Source organism: Paenibacillus sp. URB8-2, assembly GCF_013393385.1.
Classification (GTDB): Bacteria; Bacillota; Bacilli; order Paenibacillales; family Paenibacillaceae; genus Paenibacillus_AQ.
On the sequence record NZ_AP023239.1, the window covers coordinates 1759459 to 1784136 of the forward strand.

General features: G+C 54.2%; 17 protein-coding genes, 2 rRNA genes and 1 riboswitch. Of the genes, 14 read left to right on the top strand and 5 right to left on the bottom strand.

Translation table 11 applies throughout. From position 1 onward, the window contains the following. Window positions 1-65: 65 nt before the first annotated feature. Window positions 66-2998 (top strand): 23S ribosomal RNA (locus tag PUR_RS08145). A gap of 148 nt (window positions 2999-3146) precedes the next feature. Then, window positions 3147-3263, top strand: a 5S ribosomal RNA gene (rrf, locus tag PUR_RS08150). A gap of 40 nt (window positions 3264-3303) precedes the next feature. Here the strand turns inward: rrf and PUR_RS08155 are convergent. Beyond that, window positions 3304-3552, bottom strand: a complete 249-nt coding sequence (locus PUR_RS08155; RefSeq protein WP_232101763.1) for a hypothetical protein — start codon at window positions 3550-3552, stop codon at window positions 3304-3306. After that, window positions 3549-3719, bottom strand: a complete 171-nt coding sequence (locus PUR_RS08160) for a hypothetical protein (RefSeq protein WP_179034815.1) — start codon at window positions 3717-3719, stop codon at window positions 3549-3551. The genes PUR_RS08155 and PUR_RS08160 overlap by 4 nt, the downstream gene beginning before the upstream one ends. Window positions 3720-4294: 575 nt before the next feature. Between PUR_RS08160 and PUR_RS08165 the strand changes: the two genes are divergently transcribed. The 4 genes from PUR_RS08165 to PUR_RS08180 all read left to right on the top strand — a co-directional run bounded on the left by PUR_RS08165 (window position 4295) and on the right by PUR_RS08180 (window position 11839). Beyond that, window positions 4295-9112, top strand: a complete 4818-nt coding sequence (locus tag PUR_RS08165; protein WP_179034816.1) for a LamG-like jellyroll fold domain-containing protein — start codon at window positions 4295-4297, stop codon at window positions 9110-9112. Between the two features lie 292 nt (window positions 9113-9404). Continuing rightward, the gene (locus PUR_RS08170) at window positions 9405-9938 is read left to right on the top strand and encodes a DinB family protein (RefSeq protein WP_179034817.1); all 534 of its coding nucleotides are present in this window, start codon (window positions 9405-9407) and stop codon (window positions 9936-9938) included. An 18-nt stretch (window positions 9939-9956) separates the two neighbouring features. Continuing rightward, on the top strand, window positions 9957-10859 hold the full coding sequence (locus tag PUR_RS08175) for an aldo/keto reductase (protein ID WP_179034818.1): 903 nt from the start codon (window positions 9957-9959) through the stop codon (window positions 10857-10859). Window positions 10860-10876: 17 nt separating this feature from the next. Then, complete coding sequence (locus tag PUR_RS08180) at window positions 10877-11839, top strand: 2-hydroxyacid dehydrogenase (protein WP_179034819.1); 963 nt, start codon at window positions 10877-10879, stop codon at window positions 11837-11839. Between the two features lie 115 nt (window positions 11840-11954). Here PUR_RS08180 and PUR_RS08185 read toward each other — a convergent pair whose 3' ends face one another. Next, entirely contained in the window at window positions 11955-13367 is a 1413-nt protein-coding gene (locus tag PUR_RS08185) for an 8-oxoguanine deaminase (protein ID WP_179034820.1), read from the bottom strand. A 52-nt stretch (window positions 13368-13419) separates the two neighbouring features. Continuing rightward, a riboswitch (purine riboswitch) is annotated at window positions 13420-13517 on the bottom strand. A gap of 210 nt (window positions 13518-13727) precedes the next feature. Here PUR_RS08185 and PUR_RS08190 point away from each other — a divergent pair. The 4 genes from PUR_RS08190 to PUR_RS08205 all read left to right on the top strand — a co-directional run bounded on the left by PUR_RS08190 (window position 13728) and on the right by PUR_RS08205 (window position 18963). Beyond that, window positions 13728-15164 carry a PTS mannitol transporter subunit IIBC gene (locus tag PUR_RS08190; RefSeq protein WP_179034821.1) on the top strand — a complete coding sequence of 479 codons (1437 nt, stop codon included), beginning with the start codon at window positions 13728-13730 and terminating at the stop codon, window positions 15162-15164. A gap of 82 nt (window positions 15165-15246) precedes the next feature. Next, on the top strand, window positions 15247-17316 hold the full coding sequence (locus PUR_RS08195; protein ID WP_179034822.1) for a BglG family transcription antiterminator: 2070 nt from the start codon (window positions 15247-15249) through the stop codon (window positions 17314-17316). Window positions 17317-17335: 19 nt separating this feature from the next. Continuing rightward, on the top strand, window positions 17336-17776 hold the full coding sequence (locus PUR_RS08200) for a PTS mannitol transporter subunit IIA (protein ID WP_179034823.1): 441 nt from the start codon (window positions 17336-17338) through the stop codon (window positions 17774-17776). Next, window positions 17773-18963: a mannitol-1-phosphate 5-dehydrogenase gene (locus tag PUR_RS08205; protein WP_179034824.1), complete on the top strand. Its 1191-nt coding sequence runs from the start codon at window positions 17773-17775 to the stop codon at window positions 18961-18963. The genes PUR_RS08200 and PUR_RS08205 overlap by 4 nt, the downstream gene beginning before the upstream one ends. Before the next feature lie 253 nt (window positions 18964-19216). On the opposite strand, the gene PUR_RS08210 is transcribed toward PUR_RS08205, so the two are convergent. Continuing rightward, window positions 19217-20290, bottom strand: a complete 1074-nt coding sequence (locus PUR_RS08210; protein WP_179034825.1) for a M42 family metallopeptidase — start codon at window positions 20288-20290, stop codon at window positions 19217-19219. A gap of 403 nt (window positions 20291-20693) precedes the next feature. Here PUR_RS08210 and spoVAC point away from each other — a divergent pair, with 403 nt between their 5' ends. Genes spoVAC through spoVAE form a run of 3 tightly spaced genes read left to right on the top strand, consistent with a single transcriptional unit; the run spans window position 20694 to window position 22572 of the window. Next, window positions 20694-21194, top strand: coding sequence for a stage V sporulation protein AC (spoVAC, locus tag PUR_RS08215; protein WP_232101764.1), 501 nt, complete (start codon window positions 20694-20696; stop codon window positions 21192-21194). Beyond that, a complete protein-coding gene (spoVAD, locus tag PUR_RS08220) occupies window positions 21191-22225 on the top strand; it encodes a stage V sporulation protein AD (RefSeq protein WP_179034826.1) in 1035 nt (344 codons plus the stop codon). The genes spoVAC and spoVAD overlap by 4 nt, the downstream gene beginning before the upstream one ends. Continuing rightward, window positions 22222-22572, top strand: a complete 351-nt coding sequence (gene spoVAE, locus PUR_RS08225; protein WP_179034827.1) for a stage V sporulation protein AE — start codon at window positions 22222-22224, stop codon at window positions 22570-22572. The genes spoVAD and spoVAE overlap by 4 nt, the downstream gene beginning before the upstream one ends. A gap of 215 nt (window positions 22573-22787) precedes the next feature. Here the strand turns inward: spoVAE and PUR_RS08230 are convergent, their stop codons facing one another. Continuing rightward, window positions 22788-23480, bottom strand: coding sequence for a DinB family protein (locus tag PUR_RS08230; RefSeq protein ID WP_179034828.1), 693 nt, complete (start codon window positions 23478-23480; stop codon window positions 22788-22790). Between the two features lie 241 nt (window positions 23481-23721). On the opposite strand from PUR_RS08230, the gene PUR_RS08235 reads away from it, so the two are divergent. After that, a complete protein-coding gene (locus PUR_RS08235; RefSeq protein WP_179034829.1) occupies window positions 23722-24678 on the top strand; it encodes an AAA family ATPase in 957 nt (318 codons plus the stop codon).

Here is a 24678-nt window from a genome sequence, read left to right on the forward strand (position 1 = left end):
GTGTCAAGCGATTGATCAAGTGAAGTGAATAGTGGTTCATGATTTTCCCTAACGGGAAAACATGTGGTTAAGCTACTAAGAGCACACGGAGGATGCCTAGGCGCCAGGAGCCGATGAAGGACGTGGCGAACAACGAAAATGCCTCGGGGAGCTGTAAGCAAGCGTTGATCCGGGGGTGTCCGAATGGGGAAACCCGGCTGTGGTAATGCACAGTCACTCCTACCTGAATTCATAGGGTAGGTGGAGGCAGACCAGGGGAACTGAAACATCTAAGTACCCTGAGGAAGAGAAAACAAGAGTGATTCCGTCAGTAGCGGCGAGCGAACGCGGAACAGCCTAAACCAGGGAGCTTGCTCCCTGGGGTTGTGGGACGTCTCACATGGAGTTACAAAGGAACAAGATAGGTGAAGAGGTCTGGAAAGGCCCGCGATAGAGGTAAAAGCCCTGTAGCCCAAATTTGGTTCCCTCCGAGACGGATCCCGAGTAGTGCGGGGCACGTGAAACCCCGTATGAATCCGGCAGGACCATCTGCCAAGGCTAAATACTCCCTGGCGACCGATAGTGAAACAGTACCGTGAGGGAAAGGTGAAAAGCACCCCGGAAGGGGAGTGAAATAGTACCTGAAACCGTGTGCTTACAAGAAGTCAGAGCCCGTTATAGGGGTGATGGCGTGCCTTTTGTAGAATGAACCGGCGAGTTACGTTTAACGTGCAAGGTTAAGGCGAGAAGCCGGAGCCGCAGCGAAAGCGAGTCTGAATAGGGCGACTTAAGTACGTGGGCGTAGACCCGAAACCGTGTGATCTACCCCTGTCCAGGGTGAAGGTGCGGTAACACGCACTGGAGGCCCGAACCCACGCACGTTGAAAAGTGCGGGGATGAGGTGGGGGTAGCGGAGAAATTCCAATCGAACTCGGAGATAGCTGGTTCTCCCCGAAATAGCTTTAGGGCTAGCCTCGGTGATTAACAGTACTGGAGGTAGAGCACTGATTGGGTGCGGGGCCCGCAAGGGTTACCAAGCTCAGTCAAACTCCGAATGCCAGCTACTGATGCACCGGGAGTCAGACAGTGAGTGCTAAGATCCATTGTCAAAAGGGAAACAGCCCAGACCATCAGCTAAGGTCCCCAAGTGTGTGTTAAGTGGGAAAGGATGTGGAGTTGCACAGACAACCAGGATGTTGGCTTAGAAGCAGCCACCATTGAAAGAGTGCGTAATAGCTCACTGGTCGAGTGACTCTGCGCCGAAAATGTAACGGGGCTAAACACACCACCGAAGCTATGGCTTGATGCGTATGCATCAGGGGTAGGGGAGCGTTGTATGTGGGTTGAAGGTTGACTGTAAGGACAGCTGGACAGCATACAAGTGAGAATGCCGGTATGAGTAACGAAAAGATCAGTGAGAATCTGATCCGCCGAAAGCCCAAGGTTTCCTGAGGAAGGCTCGTCCGCTCAGGGTAAGTCGGGACCTAAGGCGAGGCCGACAGGCGTAGTCGAAGGACAACAGGTTGATATTCCTGTACCACCGTAATCCGCTATGAGCGATGGGGGGACGCAGGAGGGTAGTGACGCGGACTGATGGATGTCCGTCCAAGCAGCGAGGCTGGTGTATAGGCAAATCCGTACACCATTAAGGCTGGGCTGTGATGGGGAGCGAAAATTACAGTAGCGAAGGTCATGATCTCACACTGCCAAGAAAAGCCTCTAGCCAGGAGAAGGTGCCCGTACCGCAAACCGACACAGGTAGGCGAGAAGAGAATTCTAAGGCGCGCGGAAGAACTCTCGTTAAGGAACTCGGCAAAATGACCCCGTAACTTCGGGAGAAGGGGTGCCTCGGTAGGGTGAATAGCCCGAGGGGGCCGCAGTGAAAAGGCCCAAGCGACTGTTTAGCAAAAACACAGGTCTGTGCGAAGCCGCAAGGCGAAGTATACGGGCTGACGCCTGCCCGGTGCTGGAAGGTTAAGGGGAGCGGTTAGGGGTTAAACCCGAAGCTGTGAACCGAAGCCCCAGTAAACGGCGGCCGTAACTATAACGGTCCTAAGGTAGCGAAATTCCTTGTCAGGTAAATTCTGACCCGCACGAATGGCGTAACGACTTGGGCGCTGTCTCAACGAGAGATCCGGTGAAATTTTAATACCTGTGAAGATGCAGGTTACCCGCGACAAGACGGAAAGACCCCATGGAGCTTTACTGCAGCTTGATATTGAACTTGGGTACGATCTGTACAGGATAGGTGGGAGCCTTAGAAGCCGGAGCGCCAGCTTCGGTGGAGGCGCCGTTGGGATACCACCCTGATCGTATCTAGGTTCTAACCTGGCACCCTAAACGGGTGCGGGGACCGTGTCAGGCGGGCAGTTTGACTGGGGCGGTCGCCTCCTAAAGCGTAACGGAGGCGTCCCAAGGTTCCCTCAGAATGGTTGGAAATCATTCGAAGAGTGCAAAGGCAGAAGGGAGCTTGACTGCGAGACCAACAAGTCGAGCAGGGACGAAAGTCGGGCTTAGTGATCCGGTGGTACCGCATGGAAGGGCCATCGCTCAACGGATAAAAGCTACCCTGGGGATAACAGGCTTATCTCCCCCAAGAGTCCACATCGACGGGGAGGTTTGGCACCTCGATGTCGGCTCATCGCATCCTGGGGCTGAAGTAGGTCCCAAGGGTTGGGCTGTTCGCCCATTAAAGCGGTACGCGAGCTGGGTTCAGAACGTCGTGAGACAGTTCGGTCCCTATCTGTCGTGGGCGTAGGAAATTTGAGAGGAGCTGTCCTTAGTACGAGAGGACCGGGATGGACGTACCGCTGGTGCACCAGTTGTTCCGCCAGGAGCATGGCTGGGTAGCTACGTACGGACGGGATAAGCGCTGAAAGCATCTAAGCGTGAAGCCCCCCTCAAGATGAGATTTCCCAATTAGTAAGACCCCTTGAAGACGACGAGGTAGATAGGTTGGAGGTGGAAGTGCAGCAATGCATGGAGCTGACCAATACTAATCGGTCGAGGGCTTATCCAAATTAAACGCAAGATTCGTTTCGGTTCCAGTTTTCAGGGAGCAAGGCTTCTGTTGAGTGCAGCTCTAGCAGTTGCGGTAAACAGAAGTTGCTATCAGCATTTGGCGATGCTGAAAACCTGATGTATGCATTTGTTCAAGCAAATGCCCGTTTGGTGGCGATGGCGGAGGGGTTCCACGCGTACCCATCCCGAACACGACCGTTAAGCCCTCCAGCGCCGATGGTACTTGGACCGAAGGGTCCTGGGAGAGTAGGAAGCCGCCAAGCACATGAACCACTGCTGAATTTCAGCAGTGGTTTTTTGTGCTTACAGGAGATTTTTGATTTGATTATTTATACTTGCCCAAGCCGTTTTTTGAATTACTGATGCGGCAAGCTCAGTCTCCGCCCCCACCGCCGCCGCAGTCTCCTCCGCCTCCGGCATCTCCGCCAAAGCCGTGTCCTCCGTGGGAATGGCCGCCGAAATCATGCGAGCCTCCGTGATGTCCATGATGCTGGCCTCCGCGATCGCAATCGCCGTGATGGTGATGATTTCGTCCATGGGAATGGGAATCACTGTGGGAGCTGCCGGTCAGGTCGGGGGTTGGATAGCATAAAGAGGGAAGGATCATATTCGGTGTCGTTCCGGGTTTTGCCGGGAGGCTTGCCATGTCCGTCTCTTCGGATAATGCCGCTTACCAGCACAAAAGCCAAAACTACAATAAATATAAGGCCAATGCTCATGAAAGACATTCTCTCCTAACCGTATTGAAATAACTAAATTATACCAGTGATGAAGGGAGATAGAAAGCCTTTGGTAAAAGAACGCGTCCAGCCAATTAAGACGATGCAAGTTCTATGCCGATTTCTGGGGCGGCCGCGTCGACAAGTTCGAATTCTCCAGCGATACCACTGATAGAAGCCCGGAAGAATCGTTGGTTGACGATCGCCTCCGGGCTTTTTGTTATTGGCCTGTATCAAGTGCTGTGGAAGGCAAATAGTGTCGACGGGAAGCGAAGAGGTTTAGGTAGACTGCTACCTTTTTAGTTTATTAATAAATAAAAAAATTCATAAAATGAAAAAATAAAATTGACAAACTCCATAAACCATTATTAAAATGAAACCGATAACTGAAATCTTCTGAATTAACTTTAGTTTTTTATAAAATAAACACGTTAGTTTTCAGAGGATTTTGTTTTTTCAAGTAAATGTAAGCGTTTTATTTATTGTTGAAAGGAGGAAGGATCCGGCATTCATCGTTCATTCATCCCGTCATCATCTTAACCAAGTTAAATTTTAAAGGTTGGAGGGTTATAACTGTGAAGAAAAGAAATAGAAAGTTTATGTCTTCGCTTCTTGCCCTGACGCTGCTGCTGCCTGCGCCAATGATATCGGCTTCGGGAAGAACGGGGAGTCCGGCGGTCACGCTCAAACAAGCCCCACAGACAAGGATGCCGGATTATACGGCGCATTGGGCGAAGCGGGATTTTCAGACTTGGGTAGATAAAGGGTTGATCTCCGGGTACGGAGACGGAACATACAAGCCCGAACAAAAGATAACGAGGGCTGAATGGATGTCCCTGATTAACCGAGCGTTTAACCTGCAACGCGAAGCGGATGCGGAATTCAAGGACGTGTCTGCGGATGACGCTTATTATCACGATATTAGGAAGGCGGTTGCAGCCGGCTATATCTCAGGTTACGACGACCGCACTTTGCGTCCGGGACAGACGGTAAGCCGTCAGGAAGCGGCGGTCATGCTGTTCCGTTTATTCGGGCTTGAATCCGGGGCTTCGGGCGAGATGCCGAAAGATATTGCGGATGTTCCCGCCTGGTGCCGGGATGCCGTGCTTGCTTTGTTAAGCGAAAAGTATTTAAGCGGATATGGGGATGGCAGCTTCAAGGGTAATCGGCAGATTACGAGAGCGGAGGCGCTGCGGATGATCGACGGCCTTGCCGGAGAAATTATCGGCCAAAGCGGAACCCTTGCGGGAATCAATACCCGGAATGCGGTTGTGAGTGCGGCCGGCGTGACTCTTAAGGATAGTGTCATTACAGGAAATCTGTACCTGACCGAAGGCATCGTTGACGGCAATGTTTTGCTGGAGAACGTGAAGGTCGGAGGCAAAATATTCGTAAACGGCGGAGGCGAGCACAGCATTGTGCTGAATGATTCGTCCACCGCCGGGATGATCATCGGCAAAGCGGATGGAAAGCTGCGCATCGCAGCCGCCGGAACGACGTCACTTGGAAATGTGCGCGTCCGCTCGGGAGTCAAGCTGGAAGAAGCCGAAGGGTTGACTGGTGAGGGCTTTACCCAAGTCATCGTGGAGGGAAGTCTCCCTCAAAGCTCGGTCGTTCAGCTCGCGGGCAGCTTTGGTTCGCTTCAGATGAACGCGCTGGGTGAACCGCTATTGCATCTATCAAGCGGCAGCATCGCCAATATGACGCTAGGCGCCAAAGCGACGCTGCGCGTTGATGCGGGCGCGGAAATCGACAATCTGACAGTGGGCTTCAATGGGAAGATCAGTATTCAAGGAAGTGGAAAAGTGACCTTTGACGATAAATACAAACCCTTGGTTCAGTTTGAAAATGCGGCGGCAACCCCTGCAGCCTCGCCGAATCCCGTTTCCGGTTCAGCGGGAACGGCCAGCTCGACGCCTACGGGGGAGGCAACGGCAAGCCCGATGGCAAGCCCGGCTCAAGCTCCGACGCCAACCCCGGCGGAAACTCCCACGGCAACCTCGGCGGAAACTCCCACGGCAACTCCTGATGCCGCACCGGAGACCGATGCGCCGGAGTTCACGAATGTTTCAGTGCATGATCCGTCGATTGTGAAGGATAAAGGCACCTATTATGTGTTCGGCTCCCATATCGAGGCGGCGAAATCGACGGACCTGATAAATTGGACCCGTTTCACGAACGGCTACACGACTCCGGGCAATGTGCTGTTTGACGATTTTCCGGAAACATTGGCAGGTTCCTTTGCTTGGGCAGGGAAGAACGACGCCGACAGCCTGGGCGGTTATTCCGTATGGGCCCCTGACGTCTTCTGGAATAAGGACTATGTGAATGCGGATGGAACGAAGGGAGCTTACATGATGTACTACTGTACCTCTTCCACTTACATCCGTTCCGCAATCGGATTCGCCGTCTCGCAGAATATCGAGGGGCCCTATTCCTATGGCGATACGATCGTCTATTCCGGCTTCACTCTGAACAGCGGCATGGATGCGAACAGCACGGTCGACAAGAAATGGACGAATACGAACATTCCGGCGCTGATTGAAAATGGCACATTTAGCGGCATGAACTCCGGCTGGTTCAACAAGGACGGGTCTTATTTGAACAAGACTTATCCAAATGCAATTGATCCGGCCATATTCTACGACAAGGAAGGCAAGCTGTGGATGGCCTATGGTTCATGGTCCGGCGGCATTTATATTCTGGAAATCGACCCGGCTACGGGTACGCCGAAGTATCCCGGCACAGACAGAACGACTTCCGACGGCCGGCTAGTTGACCGTTATTTTGGAACAAAAATTTCCGGCGGCTACGGCAAGTCGGGCGAAGGCCCGTATATCGTCTACGACGCGAAGACCGGCTACTATTATTTGAATGTTTCCTACGGCTGGCTCGGAGCGGATGGAGGATACGACATCCGATTGTTCCGTTCAGGCAGTCCGGATGGCCCCTATGTGGACGCACTGGGACAAAATGCGGTGTTGGCCGGCAATAACGATCATTCACCGATCGGAATTAAGATGTTCGGCAATTTTCTCTTCAGCAATCTGAATGCGGAAGCCGACTTTCCAATTTACGGATACGTATCGTCCGGGCACAACTCGGTATATTACGATAACGAGACCGGCAAAATGTTCAACGTATTTCATACGCGCTTCCCGTTCCGGGGAGAAGCCCATGAGCTTCGCGTGCATCAAATGTTCATGAACGAAGACGGCTGGCCGGTGGTTGCTCCGCACCGCTATGCCGATGAAAGCATCGCCAAGGTATCCAGGGAAGCTATCATTGGATCTTACCAGTTCGTCAATCATGCCAAGGATATTTCAGGGGATATCAAATCCACGGTGTCTGTAAATCTGCAGCAGGACGGGACAATTACAGGCTCTGTCACCGGAACATGGGAACTGTCCGGCGATTATTATGCGCATCTCCTCATTGATGAGACGATTGACGTCGGCAGCGTACAGACGCTGTATAAGGGCGTTTTCGTCAAGCAGTGGGATTCCACCAGAAAGTCCTTCGTGATGGCGTTCAGCGCCCTGTCCGAACAGGGGGATGTCGTGTGGGGCAGCCGGATCGAGACGCTGGGCGAAGAAGAGATCGCTCTCAATATCGCGAACACAATAACGCTCGGCGATACGAGCAGGGTATACAGGAACCTCAGTCTTCCCACTTCGGGAATACGGGACGCGATTATCACCTGGACTTCCTCCGAACAAGCGGTTGTATCCGCAACAGGGATCGTAATCCGTCCCAAAGCGGGCAGCGGCGATGCCGCCGTTGAACTGACCGCGACTGTGAAGCTGGGCGCCGCGGAGGCGACGAGGAAGTTCAACGTTGTCGTACTGCAAAATAGCGGGAATCCGCTGGAAGACGGACTGAAGGCGGCATACGATTTCGAGAGTAACCTGAGTGAGCAGTCGGAGCGGACCGCCGCCGGAACCGTCACCGGCAGCCTAATTAACACTACGAACGGCAGTATTTCCTATGCCGAGGGCGTAAGCGGCAAATCGGCGGTGTTTGACGGTGAATCCGGCGTTCGTCTTCCGGACGGATTGATTGAAGGCAGCGCCTATACAGTCAGTTTGTGGCTGAACCCGGATCGGCTGAGCCCGCATACGACCGCCTTTTTCGGAGCCAAAACCAATACCAACTGGATCAGCCTGATACCGTACGGAACAAGCTCGCTCGCCAAATCGATGCTCTGGTTTGGCAGCGAAGCATGGCTTAACGCGGACACCGGCATGCAGATCCCGCCTGGCGTTTGGAGCAACTTGACCTTTACGTACGATGCAGGTACGGTGACGCTTTATGTGAACGGCGTTCAGAAATTCACTGGCACCGGCTTTACGAATGTGTTCACCGACGCCAACGGCGTGTTCGGATTGGGGGTTAACTACTGGGATACGCCTTTCAAAGGAAAAATGGACTCTCTGCGGGTCTACGAACGCGCATTGACTGCAGAAGAAGTGGGCTGGCTCGTTAACGGTCTGCCCGATTCAAGCGTAAAGCTAAGCAGCATTAATCTCGGCGTCGCCGAGAAGAAGCTCGCGGTCGGCATCAGCTATTCTCCATCGGCGGCGGTGCTGCCTTCCAATGCCGGGAATACAGAATTGGTGTGGAGTTCCAGTGATTCCGCTGTTGCCTCCGTGGACGAAGCGACGGGCAAAGCGACCGGAATCTCGACGGGTACGGCGAAAATTACGGCAACGGCAGCCGACGGGGGCGGTGCGACGGCAAGCTATATTGTTACCGTTGACAGCGGCGAAATCGCATACTATTCGTTCGACGGAAATTTGAAGGATTCCCTGCTGCAAGCCGGAGACGGGAAGCCGGTCGGCAGCAGCCTGAACGGCACGACAGTAGGAAGCATTACTTACAGTGACGGCATTAAAGGCCAGGCGGCAGTATTCAATGGAAGCTCCGGCATCCGGCTGCCGGACGGCCTGATTGAAGGCAATACCTACTCCGTTTCCATGTGGCTGAATCCATCCGCGCTGACGCAGTATACCACCGCCTTCTTTGGGGCTCAAACATCAAGCAGTTGGATCAGTATGGTGCCGCTCGGCAACGCGAACAAAACCAAGCTGTGGTCCGGCAGCAGTTGGTATGATGCCGAAACGGGGGTAACCGTTCCGATCAACCAGTGGTCCCATGTCGTCTTCACCGTCGATAACGGCAGCGTGAAGGTGTATATCAACGGTGCGGAGAAGTTCTCGGGCAGCGGCTTCCCCGATGTGTTCAAGGACGAAACTGCGGCGTTCGGGCTTGGCGTTAATTACTGGGATACCCCATACAGCGGTAAAATCGATGAACTGAAAATATACAAGAAGGCTCTTTCCGCACAGGAAGTTAGGATCGAATTCAATGCCGGTCAGGCGGATTTAAAATAAGAGCGAGGCTGATCGACAGTTGCGGAAAAATTCAGGACGGCTCCCGGCCATCGCGGCCGGGGCCGTTTTTTTTAATGCTGCTGCTCACCGCAAAAGTGTATCGTTTAGTTTAGACGAAGACTAAGAAAAGGGATGGCTGCCACCGGCCAGCCGATCAAGACAACTGGAGTACGGTTCTCGGCGGTTAGCGATCAGCATCGGAGGCGGTACCGATGGCGGCGGCGGTTTGGCGGCTTTTCGGGAAAATATGGTATGCTTGTACTAAGTCCATACGAAGCCCGGAGGGATGTGTATGATAGAACTGGTCAAAGACGCTCTGGATTACATGAACAATCAACTGGAGAGTATCGAAAAAAGCCTGCTGCTCCTGTCGGATGAGCAAATTTGGACAAAAATTAAGCCCGGTATGAACAGCATCGGCAACTACTGCCTGCATCTTGCGGGCAACGAATATCAGAATTTCGGAACGGCAGTTGGCGGCAGGCCACTGATTCGGGAGCGCTCCAACGAATTTTCCGCGGAGGGCGGTTTTTCCCGGGATGAGCTTGTCGAGAAGCTGAAAGAAGTGAGAAGCCAATCGGAAGCGATTCTCTCTTCTTTGTCGGAAGCGGATTTGAACAGTGAGGTTACCGTTCCTTATGATGTTGGAGACTGGAACCGGATGAAACGCGGGCAGGCTTCCGAAGAAGACGCTAAGGAGGTAAAAAGCATTCGCACTCTGCTCGTGAGGATACCGGCGCATTATGGCTATCATACCGGACAAATCGTTCTGTTGGCCAAAATTTTATCCGGAACGGAGCAGCATATATCGGGAAACTATCATTGAGGAGAGAGGAGCATACCGATGAACAACTTCGTCAATGAAGCGAGCAAAGCCGAAATCAAAAAGGCCAATACCCGCAGCCGGATTGCGCTGCCGGATGGAGCCGCCGTGCCCCGAATTGGTCAGGGAACCTGGAATATCGGCGAAGATGCTTCCCGCCGAGAAGAAGAGGTAGAGGCGCTCAGGTTGGGCGTTGAACTCGGGATGAATCTGATCGACACTGCGGAGATGTATGGGGAAGGGCGCTCCGAAACGGTTGTGGGTGAAGCGATGCAGGGGATACGGGACAAGGTTTTTCTTGTATCCAAGGTATACCCGCATAACGCTGGGCTAAAGCGGATCGCCAAAAGCTGCGAGGATAGCCTCAAGCGTCTGAGGACCGATTGTCTGGATTTGTATCTGCTGCATTGGCGAGGCAGCGTTCCGCTGGAAGAAACGGTCGAGGGCATGGAGCGGCTGGTGGAGCAGGGCAAAATTTCCAGATGGGGCGTATCCAATTTCGATACGGACGATATGGAAGAATTGTTCCGGCTTGCCCGGGGAACGCACTGTGCAACGAATCAGGTGCTGTACCATTTGGGATCACGCGGAATTGAGTTCGAACTGCTCCCCTGGCAGCGTGAACGACAAATGCCGATCATGGCCTATTCGCCACTCGCGCAGGCGGGATCGCTGCGGAAGGGCCTCGTCCAGAATGAAGCGGTCAGAGAAATTGCCGTGGCACACGGCGCTTCTCCCCTGCAGATTCTCCTTGCCTGGTGCATCCGGGAAGGGGACGAGATTGCGATTCCGAAAGCTTCATCCCGGGAACATGTGCTTCAGAACGCAGCGGCGGCATTAATCAGCCTAAGCGCTGAGGAGTTGTGGCTGCTTGATAAGGCGTTTCCCGCACCGGAACGAAAAATGCAGCTGGATATGATTTGATACGGAGGAATGGATAGATGAAACCAAAAGTGCTTGTATACAGCAAACTACCCGAAGAAGTATTGGAATACGTACAGGAGCACTGCGAAACGTCCAGTTTCAATGCCCCGGACAACACGGACGGCTCCCCTTTTACGGAAGCGCTGAAGGAAGCGGAGGGACTGCTCGGGGCGGGACTGAAGGTCGATGCGGCATTTCTGGACCGCGCGCCCCATCTGAAAATCGTGAGCAATATTTCCGTCGGATATGATAATTTGAATATTCCCGAAATCAGCCAACGCGGAATAATGGCGACCAATACACCGGGAGTTCTGAACGATACGGTGGCCGATACCATTTTCGGTCTGCTGGTGGCTACGGCGCGCCGGATGCCGGTTCTGGACCGGTATGTCCGAAACGGACAGTGGAAAGATTCGAGAGAGGATGCCTTATTCGGCATCGATGTTCATCATAAGACGCTCGGCATTATCGGACTTGGCGGTATCGGAGAAAAAATCGTTCAGCGCGCCCGGTTCGGATTCGATATGGATATTATTTACCATAACCGTTCCCGCAACCCCAAGCTGGAGGAACAGTACGGCGCGGTTTACCGCACACTGGACGAGCTGCTGGCCGAGGCGGATTTTGTGTGCCTAATGACGCCGCTGACGCCGGAGACCCGGGGGATGATCGGCGAACGCGAATTTAAGCTCATGAAGAAGACCGCTGTTTTCGTCAACGGATCAAGAGGAGCGACTGTCGATGAAGAAGCGTTGATTGAGGCGCTGCGTAGCGGAACAATCTGGGCGGCAGGTCTTGATGTATACGTGCAGGAGCCGCTTCCAGACAATCATCCGCTTATGTCGCTGGACAATGCCGTTCTGCTGCCGCACATCGGTTCGGCTACACATGAGACCCGGCTGGAAATGGCCTGGACTGCGGCGAGAAACTTGGTGGCTGGGCTTGAAGGCAAGACGCCGCCGAACTTGATTCAGGCATAAATAGTAAAAGAACAGACAAAAAGTGTCCCTATAGTCATTTTGGATGACTGCAGGAACACCCCCTTTTTAGAACAATTATTCGGGAATAAAAAACTGTGGCTAACGAAGACACGGGCTAGACGCGTCCGCGATGCTTGAGGTAATTGACGCCGGTTCGTCTTGATGCCGACTGGACCATCCGGAGAGCCGCGGTCCCCGCGGCTTCCGCAATCCTCTCTTCCTCAACACGCACGAGACGTCCGTCTTTCACGACAATTCGGCCGCCAACGACCGTCATGTCCACGTTCTGGCTGATGCCTGTGACGACCGGCAGGGCCGTATCGTTAAACAAAGCGCCGGCATATTCCAGTCTGCGCGAGTCGATCATGAACAGGTCACCCGCTTTGCCGACCTCCAAAGAGCCGATCGCATCCTCCCACCCAAGCACTCTCGACGATCCGACTGTACCTAGCCATAAGCTTTCTTCAGCCGTGGGACCCGCGCTTCCGGCGGTCAGCTTGTGCAGCAGGTAGGCCTGACGCGCTTCTCCAAGAAGATTGGACGCATCGTTGGACGCCGAACCGTCCACGCCAAGTCCAACGTGAACCCCCGCCTGCAACATGCTTCGCACGGGGAATACTCCCGACGACAGCTTCATGTTGCTGCTCGGACAATGGGCGACGCCGCAGCCGCAAGCGCCCATCCTGTGTATTTCGTCGCCGTTAAAATGGATGCCGTGCGCATACCACACATCGCGGCCGATCCACCCCGTCTTCTCCATGTATTCCAGCGGACGGAGCCCGAGCTTTGCGAGACAAAAGTCTTCCTCATCCTTCGTTTCCGCCAGATGGGTATGCATCCGGACGCCGTAGCTGCGCGCCAAACGGGCGGATTCCCGCAGAAGATCCTCGGATACCGAAAAAGGCGAGCAAGGGGCGACGCCGACGCGAACCATGGCAAATTTGGAGGCGTCATGATAGGTTTCAATGACCCGGCGGGTGTCCCCCAGAATGACGTCCGCCGTCTGCGTCACCTCGTCCGGTGGAAGCCCCCCTTGCGATCTGCCCAGGTTCATGGAGCCCCGCGTCGGGTAAAACCGGATGCCGAGCTCCCCGGCGGCGCGGATTTCTTCATCAATCAACTCACCGCTGACGGCGTCCGGAAAACAATAAAAGTGATCGGAAGCGGTCGTACAGCCGGTCTTGAGCAGTTCGCCCAAACCTACCATGGCACTCAGATATACATCCTCCGGCCGCATATGGCGCCAAATCTCGTACAGCGTCAGCAGCCAGTCGAACAGCTCGCAGTCCTGGGCCCACGGGATGTTCCTCGTGAATGTCTGATATAAATGGTGATGGGTGTTGATCAACCCGGGATAAACGATTTTTCCCGCCGCGTCAATGACGGTGTCGGCATCCTCATAGGGAATATCTGTCCCGATGGCTTTGATTTCCTGGCCTTCGATGAACAGGCTCCCTCCCGGGTGGCAGCGGCGCTGCGCGTCCATGGTGATAATGTTGCGGGCATTCTTGATCAGCAGTGTGCTCATGCTAAACCTCCCCTGTTAATTTGAAATGCAAAAATCCCAACTGCGAGCGCAATATATGAAATATTGCGTTCGTAGTTAGGATTTTACGGACCCCAGTAGAGCCCCCGAACCGATTATCGGGGTTATACGAACTACCTTTGAAGTTGATATTAGTATAAGTAGGCCTCAAATGGATGTCAACTGTCTTTTTGACCGCGGCCCGCCTGCTTTTAAATGTTGTCAACAACGTTCATGCCGAAACCGCATTTTCAATTTGGTGACAAAGAAAGCGCTTAGATTTAAGATATATTCATAGGAAATGAGTTTCCTTCAAGCTTGTTGAAAGGCTTTACATTCTATTAATTCAAGGGGGCAATATACATGGCCACATTGGCAACAAAGCAAGCAGCATCCGCTGGTGTGCGGGTGAGGGTGCAGCAATTCGGCCGCCTCTTAAGCGGTATGGTTATGCCGAACATCGGCGCATTTATTGCTTGGGGCTTGATTACGGCTTTATTCATTCCGACAGGCTGGGCGCCTAACGCGCACCTCGCCAAACTGGTTGGCCCGATCATCACCTACCTGCTGCCGCTTCTGATCGGTTACACGGGCGGGACGATGGTTCACGGCAAGCGCGGCGGCGTTATCGGCGCTGTGGTCACGATGGGCGTTATCATCGGCTCGGACATCCCAATGTTTCTGGGAGCCATGCTTGTGGGTCCGCTGGCCGGCTGGGTGCTGAAATTATTCGACCGCTCGGTCGACGGCAAGATCAAAGCGGGCTTCGAAATGCTCGTCAACAACTTCTCGCTCGGCATCATCGGCGGAGTCCTTTCGCTGGGCGCGTATACCGGGATTGGACCGGTTATTCAAGGCTTAACGAACATCCTGTCCAGCGGCGTTCAATTTCTGGTGAACCACCACCTGCTCCCGCTCGTCAACCTTATCATCGAGCCGGCCAAAGTGCTGTTTCTGAACAATGCGATCAATCACGGCATCCTCAGTCCGATTGCCGTTGAGCAGGCCACCAAGGCGGGTAAATCCATCCTGTTCATGCTCGAATCCAATCCGGGCCCCGGTCTTGGCATTCTGCTGGCGTACTGGCTGGCAGGCAAAGGCTCGGCGAAATCTTCGGCTCCCGGCGCGATTATCATTCATTTCCTTGGCGGTATTCAAGAGATTTACTTCCCATACATTCTGATGAATCCGCGCCTGATTCTGGCGGTTATCGGCGGCGGTGTAACAGGCACCTTCACATTCCAGCTGCTGGGCGCGGGCTTGTCTGCTCCTGCATCCCCGGGCAGTATCTTCGCTTACATCGCAATGACTCCTAAAGGCGGTTACCTGCCGGTGTTCGCAGGGGTCATCGCGGCGGCAGCCGTTTCCTTTGTTCTCGCTACACTGCTCTTGAAAACGGTTAAGCAGAGCGAAGAGGAAATAGACCTTGAAGAAGCATCGGCAAAAATGAGAGACATGAAAACGGCTGGCACAGCCGCTCAAACAGCAGCTGCTTCCACTATAGCAGTTAATGCCCGCAGCAAGAGCGAAGTGCGGAAAATTGTCTTCGCTTGCGACGCAGGCATGGGCTCCAGCGCCATGGGTGCCTCCGTTCTGAGAAAAAAATTGCAAAATGCCGGAGTAAATATAACGGTAGTCAACTCTCCGGTCAGTGAAATTCCGGCCGATGCCGACATTGTCGTCACCCAGAAGACATTGACGGACCGGGCCATCGCAAGCAATCCGAAAGCCGAGCATGTTTCGATCGACAACTTCCTGAAGAGTCCGCGATATGACGAACTGGTTGAACGTTTGAAATAAGGCTTGCCCACTACTAATACCAATTGCGGGAGACGTTGGCTGGCGAAAGCCGGCGTTGTCTCCGTATAAGGCGAGGGTCCCCATGAAAAGTAAGATGACCGCCAGACAGCGCCAGATGATTATGCTTCTTCTGGATAGCAGCGAGGAAATAACGGCTGCGGAAATAGCCGGAAACATTGGTGTCAGCGTGCGAACCGTTCACCGGGAAATGGAGGATACCGAGCATATCCTCCATGATTTCGGACTGGCCCTAAGCCGGAAATCCGGAAAAGGCATTCAGGTGAACGGAGCGGAAAAGGGACTTGAGCAGCTCCGAGTCTTTCTGGAAGAAGAAAAACCGGCGGAGTATTCCGGTGAAGAACGCCAAATATTCGAGCTGTGCTCGCTGCTAGAGACGAATGAGCCTTTGAAGCTGTTCGCCCTGGCGCATACCTTGAAAGTGACAGTAGCCACCGTCAGCAACGATCTGGATGAACTGGAGCCGTGGGTCCGCAAATTCGGACTTCAGCTTGTGCGAAGGAGAGGCTACGGCGTCGAGATCGCCGGCGGCGAAGCCGACAAACGGCGTGCGCTCAGCAGGCTGGCTGCCGAACATCTGGATCAATCGGATCTGGTCAGCCGGGTGCCCCGGACGGGAGGAAGTATTGTCTTCCGGAAGCTGCTCGCCGCCGTTGGCCAGGGCAGATTGCTGACCGTGGAGAGTCTCCTGTGGGATATGGAGTGGAGCTGGACATCCGAACTGACGGAAAATGTCTACATGGAGCTGCTGCTCGGCCTGTCCGTCAGCGTAAGGCGCGGGGAAATCGGTATGGTTATCCGCAGCGCCGAGGATGCGGTCTATTCCCGAAAGTCCGAGCTCCGGAACATTTCCGGCTCGGAGGAGTTCGTTAAACGGCTGGAGGAAGAACTGGGACTGAAGCTCCCGAAAGCGGAGATTGTATATATCTCAGGCTTGCTGGACCGGGCGCAGGAATCTATTTCATCCGCGGAGTTCGTTTACGGGGATATCGGGCTGATGGATACCGTGTACCGTCTGACGGAACAGGTTGTCAAACAGACGGGGATTCCGTTCCAGGGCGACCGCATCTTGAGGGAAGGACTGTTGGAGCATATCGAGTTGGCCATCAGGCGAATCCGTGAAGGAACCCGCATCCGCAATCCGCTGCTGGGACCAATCCGCAAGGACTACCATTATTTGTTCCGGATTATCCGCGAAGCGGTTGAAGAGCTGGGGCTCGAATATGCCGTCCCCGATGAGGAGATCGCCTTTCTGGTCATGCATTTCGGCGCCTCGGCGGAGCGGCTGAATCAATTGAACCTCAAGGTTCGGGCCATTCTCGTCTGCGCAAGCGGCCTCAGTTCTTCCCGGCTGCTGGGGGAGCGCCTGAGAAAGGAAATGCCTCAGCTTGAAATTCGGGGCAATGTTTCCTGGTACGAAGCGGCCCGAATGCCCGGGGAAGATTACGAGCTGATTATTTCGACTATCGATCTTCCACTGGAGAAGGACAAATATATCAAAATAAGCCCGCTCCTGACGGCGGAAGAAATCGACAAGCTGTTACGCTACATCCAGAACACGGCCCAGATGGAAAACAACAGCTCAGCTCTTCCCGAACAGGATCAACCGTCTGACGTAGAAGAAGCCGCGGACCGGATCAAAAGCTACAAAGGGCTGCTTGATGAGATCGAAGGATTGATCGATCGCTTTCGGTGCTGCCCGCTTGAAAATGAAGGGGCGAATCTGCCTGGTACCATCCGGAAAATGCTGGATAAGCTGCACGGCAGGGGCGTGACCGATGCTCCGGAAATCCTTCTGGAGAAACTGCTGGAGCGGGAGCGGATGGCCAGTCAGGTCATACCGGATACCGGCCTTGCGCTGTTCCATACCCGCAGCAGCCATGTGCATCTGTCTTCATTGACCGCGTACCGGCTAAAGCAACCGCTTGTTTTGGATGACAATATCGAGGTCGGAACAGTTCTTCTGATGCTTGCCCCGCGCAAGCTGTCGAAGGAAAGCCTGGAAGTGCTTAGCGAGATAAGCGCCATGCTGCTCGATTCGGAGCTGGTGGGTCTGCTGGAGGAGAGGACGGAGCAGGAAATCAGGACCTATCTGTCCGCCGGGCTTCTGCGTTTTTTCGAAAATAAAATGTGAAAGTGGGAGAAGAAACCTTATGAGCATACTGTCGGAAGATAAAATTGTGATGAACGCTGCCGCCAAAGACAAATACGAAGCGATTGCGATCGCTGGCCATCTGCTGGTTCTAGGGGATCATGTGACGGAGGAATATGTTCCAAAGATGCTGGAACGGGAAGAAGTCGTGTCCACTTACATGGGAGGCGGACTCGCCATCCCCCACGGCACAAAGGATGCGAAGCCGTATATCAAATCCGCGGGATTGTCCGTCGCCCGCTTTCAGGAAGGGGTCGATTTCGGGGGCGACGAGCCGGCGTTTGTTGTAATCGGCATTGCGGCAGCGGGGGACGAACATATGGAGATCCTCACTAACGTGGCTATGATCTTTACCGAAGACGACGCGATTGAACGGGTTATGAATGCCGTAAGTCCAGCCGACATTATCGGGATTTTTGAAGGAGGTGTCACTCAACAATGAAAGCTGTTCATTTTGGAGCGGGCAATATCGGAAGAGGCTTTATCGGGCTGCTGCTGTCGCAATCGGGCTATGAAGTGACCTTTGTGGATGTAAATGAAGAGGTGGTGCGTGAGCTGCAGGAACGCGGCGAATACACCGTTACCCTGGCCAGCGAAGGCCGGGAGACGGTAACGGTAAGCAACGTGAATGCGCTCAGCGGCGCCTTCCAGAGAGAGGAGGTGGCGGCTGCCGTCGCCAATTCGCATCTTATAACAACGGCAGTTGGTGTTTCTGTTCTGAAGCATATTGCGGATGTCATTGCGAAAGGGGTGTCGCAGCGGTTATCGGGCGGTTCATCCGAGCCGCTCCATATCATTGCCTGCGAGAATGCGATCGGCGGCAGCGCGCGGCTTAAAGAGCTGGTCTACGCCAAGCTTGACGAAGAGACCCGGAGCAAGGCCGATACAATGATCGCTTTTCCGAACGCCGCGGTGGACCGGATCGTTCCGCTTCAACAGCATGAGGATATCCTGAAGGTTGTTGTGGAACCTTTTTATGAATGGGTAGTCGATTCTTCGCAAATGATTCCGGGGTACAAAAAAGTGGAAGGTGTTCACTATGTCGATAATCTGGAGCCTTATATCGAGCGCAAGCTGTTCACGGTGAACACCGGACACTGCTCGGCCGCCTATCTTGGCTATCTTCAGGGCTACGAAACGATTCAGCAGGCGATGGAGGACGAAGAACTCACCGCTTTGGTTCGCGAAGTGCTGGAAGAAACCGGAGCCGTATTGGTGCAAAAGCACGGCCTGGACCCGAAGGAGCACAGCAAGTATATCGATAAAAATCTCGAGCGCTTCCGAAATCCGGCGCTGACGGATGAGGTGTCTCGGGTCGGACGTTCTCCGGTCCGCAAGCTTTCCCCAGCCGACCGCCTCGTTTCTCCGGCTATGCAGGCTTATGACCGGAATCTAAGCTTCTCGGCGCTGGCAAGGTCGATGGCGGGGGCTCTGCTCTTCGATGTGGCTGAAGATCCCGAAGCCGCCGAGCTTCAGGCTTCCATAGCCGATGCCGGGCTGGAAGCGACGGTTACCATGTATACGGGCATCCCGGCAGGCCATGAGATTCACGAAGCGGTCCTGAAGCATTACCACGAATTAAGTCCGGCTAACGCATTGAAGCGGCTGGACGAATTAAAACAGGCGTAGCACCGAAAGAAACGGCGGGGTACCCATACGGGTAAAGACGGGCAATTTCACGGTCTTATATATGATAAAATCATTATATGAAAAATTCATAATAAGTTCATATCAACCTGTCACACTACTTTATCACGCTACTTTTCTTACGCCGAATTCCACATGATGCAAGCGGTCGAAAAAAGCCCGCGCAAGACTGCAAAGGTCCGGCGCGGGCTTTCAGTGCTCCGGCATATTTTACGCTGCCGGAAATACCATGCCTTTAGCTCCGTTCAATAATGGTCTGCAGGGTGGTATGGTCCAGTCCCTCCACCAGCTTGATCAGCAGCTCTTTGGCCGCGTCGATATCGTCGGTATGGACGATGGAAGCCGGTGTATGGATATAACGGGAGCAGATGCCAATTACGGCGGAGGGAACGCCGATTCCGCTCAAATGGACCTGACCCGCATCCGTCCCTCCCTGGGAGACAAAATACTGATACTTGATCCGGTGCGTATCCGCCGTGTCCTGCACGTATTCAAGCAGCCCCCGATGGGTGATCATCGTCGGATCGAGGATGCGCAGCAGCGCGCCGTCGCCAATCCGTCCGAACGCCTGACGGTCTCCCGTCATATCCGCGGCTGCGCTTGCATCAAGCCCGAAGAAAATATCCGGCTGAAGCAGGTTGGCCGCCGTCCCAGCCCCCCGGAGGCCTACTTCTTCCTGCACGGTTGCGCCGGCAAAGACGGTGTTCGGCAGCTTCTTGCCGCTGAGCTCCTTAACCAGCTCGATGGCGAGTCCTACGCCGTAACGGTTGTCCCAGGCTTTGGCCAATATTTTTTTCGGATTGGCGAGAGGGGTGAAGGGACAGATCGGAACGATTTGCTGTCCGGGAGCGACGCCGAATTCCATGGCTTCCTCGCGGCTTTCCGCGCCGATATCTATGAACATTTTTTTGATATCACCGGCTTTCGTACGCTCTTCCTGGCTGAGGAGATGAATGGGCGTACTGCCGACAATTCCTGTAATCGTCCCTTTGGGCGTAATGATCTGCAGCCGCTGCGAGGATACGGCGGAAGCCAGCCAGCCGCCGAGCGGCTGGAACCGGATCATTCCGTTATCGGTTATGCCGGTAACCATAAATCCGACTTCGTCAAAATGGCCGGCTACCATTATTTTCGGTCCATTTTCATCGCCGCGAAGAACGCCGAACAGGCTGCCCAGCCGGTCATGGACGAATTCGTCCGTATAAGGCGCCATGGCTTCCTTTACAAGCTTACGCAGCTCGCGTTCGAAGCCGGGAGCGGAAGGGAATTCGGTGAGAACTTTGAACATATCAAGGGTTTCCTGGTTCATCTGGATATCTCTCCTTTTTTATCGTACGTATAGTATGAACTTTCAGCGCCGGGTTGTCCATTGGAAGGAGACATTGTGAAATACGCATTTGATAACGCCTGAAAAGGACACCTGGCGGAAAGACGGGGAATATAATGCTCTCGGGAGTACAGAAGGCGGAAGCCCTGAAAGGAAGCGAAAGAGGGAATGATGAAATCCAGAGCGGAGCGCGAAGCCATCCTCATTTTGGTGTTGTTTGTATTGCTTGTTGTGTTCCTGCTGTATTTTTCCTGAGCCTTGCGTGTCATAAGGAGAAGCCGGACGGCGAACAATAAAGGAAAATCTTCGATGCGAAGACGGATTGTGGTCCAGACTGCCGTATGCAAGCGGACCAGCCTTCGCAATACTACAGGAGGTGCCTTCATTGCCGGCAAAAACCAAACGTTCGGGGGTCAAGCTGCAGCTTGATTCCCTGACACCGCAGGCTTATAAGCAAATGGCTAAAAAGCACGAGCCGTCCAGGCCCGTACTGAAAAACTGCTTTCGCGCTTTCCTGTCAGGCGGGCTTATATGCGTGATCGGACAGGCCATACAGGAAATGTTTATGGCCAACTTCAACATGAATCCCCGGGAGGCGGCCAGCCCGACAGTAGCCGTGCTGATTCTGATCTCCGTCATTCTTACCTGCTTCGGCGTATATGACAAGCTGGCACAGTGGTGCGGCGCCGGAACGGCCGTCCCCGTTACCGGGTTTGCCAACAGCATGTGCTCGGCGGCGCTGGAGTACCGGTCCGAAGGGATTGTGCTGGGCATGGCGACCAACATGTTCAAGCTCGCGGGCTCAGTCATTGTCTTCGGAGTCGTGGCCGCCTTCATTATCGGCATCGTCTACATCTTCTTGGGCCATGGAGGAGGACATATATGAAGCAGCTCGGCAAGCAGACGTGGCAGTTCACATCCCGGCCCGCCATAATCGGCGCTTCGGCGGTGGTGGGACCCGAAGAAGGAGAAGGCCCGCTCGCCTCGGATTTCGACTTCGTATACGACAGCCTGAAGATGGACGAAAGCACCTGGGAAAAGGCGGAACGGCGGCTGTTCGAAAAGGCGGCACGATTGGCGCTGATTAATGCGGGGATCAAGCAGGAGCAATTGGAATTTTTCGTTGGCGGCGATCTGATGAACCAGATTATCAGCGCTTCCTTCGCCGCAAAAAAGCTCGGCACTCCGTACCTCGGCGTGTTCGGCGCCTGTTCCACCTCCATGGAAAGTCTGGCGATCGCGTCAATGATCGTGGACTCCGGTGGAGCGAAATATGCGCTTGCCGGAACTGCCAGCCACAACTGCACGGTGGAGAAGCAATTCCGATATCCTACCGAATACGGTTCGCAGAAACCGCCAACAGCGCAGTATACGGTTACTGGCTCAGGCTGCGCGATTATTGGCCTAAACGACGGAACGCAAACCGGGCCGTTCGTCGCTTCCGCAACCATCGGCAAAGTCATGGATTTTGATATAAAGGACCCTTTTAATATGGGCTCCGCGATGGCGCCCGCGGCCGCGGATACGATCACGGCGCATTTTCGCGATACAGGGCTGTCTCCGGGTTATTACGATTTAATCGTGACCGGCGACCTTGCTTCGGTCGGCTTGCCCATCGCCAAGGAACTGCTCGCCAAGGAAGGCATTCCAATGGAGCAGACCGAATTTTCCGACTGCGGCCTGATGATTTACGACCGGGAAACACAGAAATATGTCATTGCGGGGGGGAGCGGCTGCGGCTGTTCGGCTACTGTCACCTACGGACATATCCTGAAGCGCATGAAAAAAGGACAACTGAAGCGGGTCCTTGTCGTTGCGACAGGAGCGCTTCTCTCCCCGCTGACTTTCCAGCAGGGCGAGAGCATCCCTTGCATAGCGCATGCCGTTGCACTGGAGAGCGGAGGTGAACAAGCATGATTTTTGTTTGGGCGTTTATAGTCGGAGGCCTGATCTGCGTGGTCGGTCAGCTGATGTACGATGTGGTCAAGCTGACTCCGGCGCATACGATGAGCACGCTCGTGGTCGCCGGGGCGATAGCGGACGCGGTCGGAATATACGATCCGCTCGTGAAATTCGCCGGCGCGGGCGCATCGGTGCCGATTACCAGCTTCGGCAACTCGCTGGTGCACGGCGCGCTTATTGAGTTAGAACAGGTTGGCTGGATCGGTGTAGTCACTGGGATATTCAACATTACGAGCGCGGGTATATCCTCGGCGATCGTATTTTCTTTCCTGGCCGCGCTGCTCGTGCGGCCAAAAGGCTGAATGGAACAACCCGCCGGGACATGGCTTCCGGCGGGTTCTTTTTGTAAATATAAGAACGTATAAGCTGTGCGCTTATCATTTGGTCTTATATTTCTACGAGAAACGGTACCTAAAAGCGATACTCGTATCGCTACTTCGGAAGCTTAAGCTCCTAAAGGACGGCGAAGCCGTTTCTTCTTGCCGAAGAAGGATATCTCTCCAGCGTTCCTGGCCGGTTACCGGCGCCGCTGCAGCTTGCTTTTGATCCGCAGCGCTTTGTTAAGATGAACGAAGTTATGCCGTGTCGCAGGCATCAGCATCAAGCCGCCTATCGTTTTGCCGCTCCAGTATTCGGCCAGCCAGTCCGATCTTTCCGTAACCGCGCCTTGCTCCCGAATAGCCATGATCCGCCCCGCATCTACTTTATGTCTGAACTGTCCCGGCTCAAGCGAAGCTATGATCTCTTGCGTTCTCCGCCCGACGGCCCGCCGGTAAGCAAGCAGACCTTCGATTGAAATTTCCGCGCTCAGCTTGGCCATCTCCGCTTCGGTCATTTCGTTGCCGGAATGGGAGAACGGGATATTCAGACTCTGAAGCATCCCGCTCTTATCCAGGACCTGTCCCGTGCCGGCAACAAGCATGTTCATGGTGATATCCTCCACCCTGGCGCTGTGCCACAGATGCCAAATGATGGAATTCCGCGTGTCGGGGGATTTTACCGGATAATGCCTCAGTTCTTCTTCCCGGGTCCCCTTAAGAATCAGTTCTCCATAATCCGCAGAACCGTCCGCATCCCCGTAGCCCTCATACAGCAGGGCATGCTGCCTCAGCAGCAGTACGACCGCTTCCTTATGCTCCCGGGGGATAAGAATCATGGCTGTCAACCGTTTGTGATCCTCATTCCATGTCTTGCGCTGTTCCGCGTTCATACCGGACCCCCAACCTTGAATGAAATATTGTCAATGGAATGATTCTTTGAATTTTTTGGGAATCCTGCTTAATAGAGCGAAATATTTGCGGTGGGGCAGGCTTATTACTGTGCAAATAAAAAATACGTATATATGTACGCGTTTTCTTCGTTTCGGGAGCCCTGTCGAATGTACTTTGCCCCTCTTAATCATGTAAAATAGTAAGCATACCGTTTATCCTGACATAGGAGGTTTACTATATATGCCCGTACGCCAAGAATCGATGCATACCGTAAATGCTGTCCGCGCCAATTTGGAATCCTGTATTCTCGGAAAAACGTTTGAAATAGAGCTGCTGCTGACGGCACTGCTAGCAGGCGGCCATGTCCTGATCGAGGATGTGCCGGGAACGGGCAAAACCCAGCTGATCCGCGCGCTTGCAAGATCCATTTCCGGCGACTACCGGCGGATTCAGTGCAATCCCGACATTCTGCCGAGCGATATTACCGGGGTCTCGGTGTATCATCCCAGGGACGAGATGTTCCACTTCCGTCCGGGGCCGGTAATGACCAATATTTTGCTCGCCGACGAAATTAACCGGGCTACCACGAAGACGCAGTCCGCGCTGCTTGAGGTTATGGAGGAGCGCAATGTGACGGTGGACGGCGAGACCTACGAGCTTCCGCATCCGTTCATGCTGTGCGCCACGCAGAACCCGATTGATTTCGAAGGCACCTACACGCTGCCGGAAGCGCAGCTCGACCGCTTCATGCTGCGGATCAGCCTTGGCTACCCCGATGCGGCCACGGAGAGAAACCTGCTTCTGACCCACCAGGAGGGCCAGCCCGTGGACAGGCTCCAGCCGGTTGCGGGAATGGAGCAGATCGCCTCGATCCAACAGGAAATCCGCGAAGTCTATATCAGCGAGCCGGTTCTCGGCTATCTGCTCGACATCGTCCGCGGAACGAGAGGGCATCCGCTGGTTATGCTCGGGGCAAGCCCCCGCGCCGCGCTGTCTTTTATGATGGCATGCAAAGCCTATGCCTTTCTGCAGCAGCGCGATTATGTGCTGCCGGATGATGTGAAGTCGCTGACGCCTTATACGCTCGGCCACCGCATTCTGCTCCGTCCCGAATCCCGATTGGATAGCGTCAGCTCGGATACTCTGCTCGCCAATCTTCTGCAGAGCATTCAGGTGCCTGTTACGATGAGGCAATAG